The sequence below is a fragment of the Klebsiella sp. YJ genome (assembly GCF_002108615.1).
Taxonomy (GTDB): Bacteria; Pseudomonadota; Gammaproteobacteria; order Enterobacterales; family Enterobacteriaceae; genus Klebsiella; species Klebsiella planticola.
In genome coordinates this window covers 232,205-238,430 of sequence record NZ_MTEG01000008.1, presented here as the reverse complement: position 1 = coordinate 238,430, position 6,226 = coordinate 232,205, and the positions used below count along the sequence as shown (strand labels likewise).

Below are 6,226 nucleotides of genomic sequence, written 5' to 3'. Positions count from 1 at the left end.
CGGAATCTATGGTCACTCCCGTTTTTGCAACACCGATTTTGACGATAAATTGGCTTGCTTGAATCTATCCGGCGTCTGAATGGGATTTTATTCCCGCGCCTCGATGAGTTCCGCGCCTGATGAACCTCCAGAAAATATGCGGCTTCAATGAGCCTTTCCGTTTTACAGGTTCCTCAACAGGCCGGTGGGCCGTTAGTATCATCAATATCAGTATTCGCAAAACCAGATCAGTGATTCTTTAAACCGGTGTATTTCTTCCGTTATGCTACATAAGTTTGCTGTCGTGCCGTTAGGGCCCAGGCTATTCTGGCCAGCTTGTTTGCCAGAGCACAAGTGACGACAAAGTTGCTTTTCCTACACAGTAGATCCCTGACCCAATCGGCCAATTTGCCAGACTGGTGTTCCAGTTTTTGTATGAATACCCTGGCACATTGAACCAACAAAGTTCGGATCTTTTTGTTACCTCGCTTACTAATTCCCAGCAATGTCGTCCGACCTCCCGTGCTGTACTGTCGAGGCACTAGCCCTGTTGCCGCCGCAAAGTCACGACTGCTGGCGTACTGCTTCCCGTCGCCAATCTCAGTTGAAATAGTACTCGCTGTCAGTGTTCCGACGCAGGGAATGCTCAGCAAGCGCTGTCCAATCTCATCTTCGTCCAACTTTCGTTTCAACTGGGATTCCAAATCTTTAATCTGCTCAACAAGATAGTGATAATGCTGTTGTAATTTCAGCAATAACTGGCTGAGGTATAGAGGCAAACTATTGTCCTCAAGAAGGGTACTCAGTCGGCTAATAACGGCAGCTCCTCGTGGAACGCTGATGCCAAATTCCAGCAGAAAAGCATGCATCTGATTGGTTGTTTTTACCTTATCCTGAACCAAGGATTCACGGACACGATGCAGCGCACGCATTGCCTGCTGAGATTCAGTTCTGGGCTGTACAAAACGCATAGACGGACGCGATGCAGCTTCACAAATAGCTTCGGCGTCGACAAAGTCGTTTTTGTTACTTTTAACGAATGGACGGACAAATTGTGGTGATATCAGCTTAGGAAAATGCCCCAACTCTTCCAACTTGCGTGCCATAAAGTGAGAGCCACCACAGGCTTCCATTGCGATGGTTGTAGCGGGGCATGTCGCCAAAAATTCGATTAACTTTGGCCGTGTAAATTTTTTACGGTAAACAGCCTTGCCGCGACGATCTTGGCAATGAATATGGAAAGAGTTTTTACCCAGATCGATACCAATGAGCGCAATGTTTTCCATGATAGTTCTCCGAATGAAAGCCTATCCTCAGCATAGTACCGGGAAGGAGGGAGTGACCATCTCATTAAATATCCTTCTTATTCATAGGACACCCATAAGATAAGTTGCATTCCTGAAAGAGAAAAGCGGTTGTTCTGTATTAAGAATATAGCTAAAGGTACCCGGATTGGCTGGCTATCCTTATGAAAGGAAGCCGGTATGTTCAGGAAAACAGCGACATCGGGCGATCGAGACGGAACGACAGCGCGCAGGGCGAACGGAGCCTCATTGGCCCTAACACCGGACCGGATGGAAGAGCGTGGTCGGCGAGCTAACGTTGACAACACCGGCGCGGGACGCGCCCGGCAGATAATAAAACGGGTTCAGAACAGGGATCGCAAAGCCGCAAGTGACTTCCCTGCCCTTCACCACGGGTGAGCGGGAAGGCCTTACTTCCCGAACAGCAGCCGGGTATATTTTGTCGAAATTGCCCCGCTGTGTTTACCCTCTGCGCCGTAATATCGGTCTTCACGGCACAGCTTCTCCTTAATGTCGCAGAACGTGCCGCCGGCAAAGGTAAACGAACTCGGGTCAAATTTACCCTGTGAGCTCAGTCGTTTCGCCGCTTCTTTGCCCAGATATTTCTCAGTCATGGCGTGAGAAACGCCGTCTGTCGCCGTGGCGCAGATGTACTTATCACACAGGACCTGTGCTTCCGGCGAGTAAAGGGAAACCGGTTGTTTCGCACAGACGGGGATTGCTGCCGTCGCCAGCAGCAATGTCAATAAGCATGGTTTTATGTGGATATGCACTGAATAATCCCGTTCAATAATCTATGTGTGTTTCGGATAATCCGTATTGCTCACGCTGAGCGATGTCAGACTATTTGAATATATTGTCGATGTCTACCGCAGATAATTCTGCAAGTCGGCAAACTGGCGGCTTATCTGATATAACCCTGCTCACGCATTTTCACTAAACCTTCATCGTTCAGGCAGACCATACCCGTCGTGAGTAATTCAAATCCGTGACGCTGATAAAATCCGGTTTTATCCGGCACCGAATAAATAAAAATTTTCCCGTAGGGTAACAGTACATCACATATTGTCTGCATTAACTGACGGCCATAGCCTTGCCCCTGATAGCGCGGATCTACGGCCACATCGGCCAGATAGCTACACCAGGTGAGATCGCTTATCGCTCTGGCTACCGCAACCAGCTGGCCATTGTGAAAACCAAACCAGCAGAACGTACTGTGGCGAAAGGCCTGTTCAAGCAACGATATATCGCGTTGCCCCAGACCGGAAGCCGCGATAAGCTCAGCCAATGCCCGCCAGTCAACCGAGTTAAGCCCCTCTTTACCTTGCAGCGTCATCATGGTGGTACCCTTTAAAACCGCAGATATTAGCGATCGTTTATAGCAGGGAACGGTTGAAATTTATATGTGTGATAAATATTCATTCGCAGGTCAGCAGACGATGAACTTTCTGGCGCGTATTCTGTCTTCTGCCGCGGATACCGAGTCCGGACCTCCCTTCCCTGCGTTTTTTCATGCTAACGATATTGTTCTGATTCGATAGCCTCGCGGACCTGAAGCAGCGCCGTACGTAAATGGGTGATATTCACCGAACCAAGCGCAACCCGGATAGCCTGTGGTACCGCCAGTGATGTAGAGAATGGCTCAGCCGTTGAAACGGAAATATTGTTATTCATCAGGTGGTTGGCTACCCGGTCGGCCCTGGACTCATCCGGCAGCGGGAGCCAGGCAAAATAGGACCCCGGATGGGTGATACAAGCCATATCCCCGAGCGCTTCTCTCAACATGGATTGCCGCTGGCGCGCGTCCCGTCGCTTCAGCATTTCAAAACGGGCGACGGTCCCATCCTGTATCCAGTTACATACCAGGGTCGTCATAATAGACGGCGTATTCCAGCTTGTTGCGCGGACCGCTCGTTCCAGTGCCCCTCGGTAAGCGTCAGGGCAGATAACGGCGCCGACTCTCAGTCCGGTGGCGACATTTTTGGAAAATCCGTTGATGTAGAGAGTACGTTCTGGTGCAAAAACGGCGACCGGCGGAGGTGGACGATTAGCCAGATAGGCATAAGCGGCATCTTCAATGATCACAAGATCATGAGCGCGGGCAATGTCGGCCAGTGTTTTACGTTGCCGTTGGCTCAGCACCCAGCCCAGCGGATTATGTAACGTCGGCATGGTATACACGGCGCGCACATCTCTTTTTTGGCAAAGTTGCTGCAAGGCGGCGAAGTCCGGACCGTCGGACAGAGAAGGTATCGCGATAAGTTCGAGATGGTATAGCGCGGCCAGGGCTTTAAAGCCGGGATAGGTCAGCGCATCAACGGCCACCACATCGCCGGGTCTGAGCAGGCCCATCACCGCGATAGCCAGTCCATGCTGGGCGCCGTTGACGATAATCACATTCTCCGCTGAAGGTTGAAAGCGGTTCCCGGCAAGATGCCCGGCAATGATCTCGCGTTCGCTAAGCCTGCCGGCATGAGGCTGATAGCGTAAATGTGATTCAATATCACCGGCGGCGGCAACCCGTCGCAGAGCGTCACGTAGCGCATCGCCCTGCCCAGCTAAGGTCGGATAGTTAAAATTCAAATCAAGGACATCGCTGGCCACAGCATGCTGATCGACGCCGTGGCCTGGCGGCAGCGCAATCTCTCTGACGAACGTCCCACGCCCGGTCTCCCCGCTGACCAGCCCCATCGCTTCCAGCTCTGCATAGACCCGCGTCGCCGTTGCCAGAGAAATATGCTCCTTTGCCGCAAGATCGCGATGAGTTGGCAAACGCGTCCCCGACGTGATGTCACCGCTGCGAATCAACGCCGCAAACCGATCGACGATGGCTTTATAACGGGCTTTCATCCAATGTATCCATGACAATAATTTGATTGTATCAGATTCGTGAGATTACCATCGGCGCACCCGATGCTCAAGATGATGAGTGTCCCCGCAACGTGAGGTCATAGTGGTAAATTCTACAGCATATAAAGCCGCACCAGGTTCAGTTTCCGGCTGGCTAAATGGTCTGCTCGGCGTCGTGATATTCAGCGGATCTTTACCCGCCACGCGGGTCGCCGTGCTCGATATGGACCCGTTTTTTCTGACCTTCCTGCGGGCAACTATTGCCGGGGCGTTGGCGATGATACTCATTTTTGGCTTTCGGGAAAAACGCCCGCAGGCGGGCCAGCTGTTACCGCTGGTCGTGGTATCACTCGGTGTGATCGTCGGTTTCCCTTTACTGACCGCAATGGCGTTGCAGCACGTGACGTCGGCGCATTCCATCGTCTTTTTAGGGTTGCTGCCGCTCGCCACGGCGATTTTCGGCGTAATTAGAGGCGGCGAGCGGCCAAAACCCATTTTCTGGATCTTCTCTCTGCTGGGGAGTCTGCTGGTCATGGGATTTGCATTATCCCAGAGCGCCGCCGTTTCACTGACCGGGGATCTGCTGATGCTGGCCGCCGTAATTGTCTGCGGTCTGGGGTACGCGGAAGGGGCGAAACTAACTCGCGTGCTGGGCGGCTGGCAGGTCATCAGTTGGGCGCTGATTATTTCCCTGCCCTTTATGCTGATGGCATCCATTCTGACTCTGCCGGCCTCATTAAGCCAGATCTCTGCTTCCGCCTGGCTGGCGCTAGGCTATGTTTCACTCTTCAGCATGCTGATCGGCTTTATCTTCTGGTACAAAGGGCTAGCTATCGGGGGGATTGCCGCCGTCGGTCAGCTACAGCTGTTACAGCCGTTCCTCGGGCTGACGCTATCGGCTACGCTCCTGCATGAAACCGTCAGCCCGCTGATGATGCTGATCACGCTGGGCGTTATATTATGCGTGATCGGCTCGCGAAAATTTGCCAGGTAACATGCTATTCCTGGCCCTGGTATCGACTTGATTCAATGGGGTACAGGGCTATGGCGTTTGCTTTCTGCCACGACGCCCTCCATCATCGCCTCAGCTCTGGCAGTCTGACGCGATGGTGGCCCGGGCTGGATCAAGCCCCCGCACGCGACTACTCTGAATAGTTGGTCCCTGGCTCAGATAACCCAGGCTTATCCCCGCTGAACAAAAGGCGCCCCAATGAGTGAAGTCAATATTATTGCCACCCTTACGCCCTTTCCTGAATTTATCGATACTATCCGCCATGCTGCCAGGGCTATGGTTGCCCCGACCCACAAGGAAGCGGGCTGCCTGCAATACGACCTGCATGAAAGTCATGCCATTCCCGATGTCCGCGATCTCAGTCAGCGGGGTAACGTGTCGTTTGTCTTTATCGAGCGTTGGAAATCTGAGGACGATCTGAGAGAACACGTGGCGATGCCTTACCATGATGACTTTCTCGAGATTTTAGCTGGCAAGCTGGCAAGTCTGAACGTGCAGCGGTTAAGCAAACTGCCGTGATTTGACTGGCAGTAAAAAATGAGACGGGCGCTGATTGAGTCACCGCACCGTCATGGCGTAGAGGCCAGAAGACCTCTACGCAAGATGGGGTCTTGATGCCGGGATGATAAATAATCGCCGGTGGCCAGTCGGTAGCCCATCGGCAAAGAGAGATTACCAGGCCTCTGGTTCCCGCAGCATATGGACAATATTGCAGGGATTCATGATCCATCCCCCTTTAAACCCTTCCGGTAAGGGCTCAACCGCGTCGCAGCGCACGACGCCATGTTGTTCAACATGTTTTTCCGCCGCGTGAAAATCGGGTGTGAACAGTTCCAGCCAGACTTCCGCCTGACTGAGGCCCGGCGCTTCATCGATCCACAGTCGGTTTGGGCCAAGGATGAAGCCGGTGGCTGGCGCTTTATCCGTAATCTCCGGAAGCCTGAGCGTTTGCCGGTAGAAATCCAGCGTCTGCTGATACTGGTGCGGGGGAACCTTCATCGCAATATCAATTCCCCCCTTAATTTCAGTATTCATAAAGCTGACCTCATTTCGCGGGATGAACATTGCCCGGCCATGCGCG

Annotated in this window: 7 protein-coding genes; 2 read left to right on the top strand and 5 right to left on the bottom strand. The window is 52.7% G+C overall.

Annotated features, from left to right (window positions below; translation table 11 throughout):
• Positions 1–260: 260 nt before the first annotated feature.
• From BV390_RS11355 to BV390_RS11335, 4 genes are all read right to left on the bottom strand, one after another.
• The gene (locus BV390_RS11355; RefSeq protein ID WP_000427620.1) at positions 261–1,265 is read right to left on the bottom strand and encodes an IS110-like element IS4321 family transposase; all 1,005 of its coding nucleotides are present in this window, start codon (positions 1,263–1,265) and stop codon (positions 261–263) included.
• A 428-nt stretch (positions 1,266–1,693) separates the two neighbouring features.
• Complete coding sequence (locus BV390_RS11345; RefSeq protein WP_080972121.1) at positions 1,694–2,056, bottom strand: YcgJ family protein; 363 nt, start codon at positions 2,054–2,056, stop codon at positions 1,694–1,696.
• Positions 2,057–2,187: 131 nt separating this feature from the next.
• Complete coding sequence (locus BV390_RS11340) at positions 2,188–2,622, bottom strand: GNAT family N-acetyltransferase (RefSeq protein ID WP_032696184.1); 435 nt, start codon at positions 2,620–2,622, stop codon at positions 2,188–2,190.
• Positions 2,623–2,798: 176 nt separating this feature from the next.
• Positions 2,799–4,133: an aminotransferase-like domain-containing protein gene (locus tag BV390_RS11335; protein WP_085396937.1), complete on the bottom strand. Its 1,335-nt coding sequence runs from the start codon at positions 4,131–4,133 to the stop codon at positions 2,799–2,801.
• A gap of 103 nt (positions 4,134–4,236) precedes the next feature.
• On the opposite strand from BV390_RS11335, the gene BV390_RS11330 reads away from it, so the two are divergent.
• Both BV390_RS11330 and BV390_RS11325 read left to right on the top strand, forming a co-directional pair.
• The gene (locus BV390_RS11330; RefSeq protein ID WP_049264339.1) at positions 4,237–5,127 is read left to right on the top strand and encodes a DMT family transporter; all 891 of its coding nucleotides are present in this window, start codon (positions 4,237–4,239) and stop codon (positions 5,125–5,127) included.
• A gap of 216 nt (positions 5,128–5,343) precedes the next feature.
• The gene (locus BV390_RS11325) at positions 5,344–5,664 is read left to right on the top strand and encodes a putative quinol monooxygenase (RefSeq protein ID WP_046852496.1); all 321 of its coding nucleotides are present in this window, start codon (positions 5,344–5,346) and stop codon (positions 5,662–5,664) included.
• A gap of 153 nt (positions 5,665–5,817) precedes the next feature.
• Here the strand turns inward: BV390_RS11325 and BV390_RS11320 are convergent, their stop codons facing one another.
• The gene (locus BV390_RS11320; protein WP_032687708.1) at positions 5,818–6,180 is read right to left on the bottom strand and encodes a glyoxalase/bleomycin resistance/dioxygenase family protein; all 363 of its coding nucleotides are present in this window, start codon (positions 6,178–6,180) and stop codon (positions 5,818–5,820) included.
• Positions 6,181–6,226 lie beyond the last annotated feature (46 nt).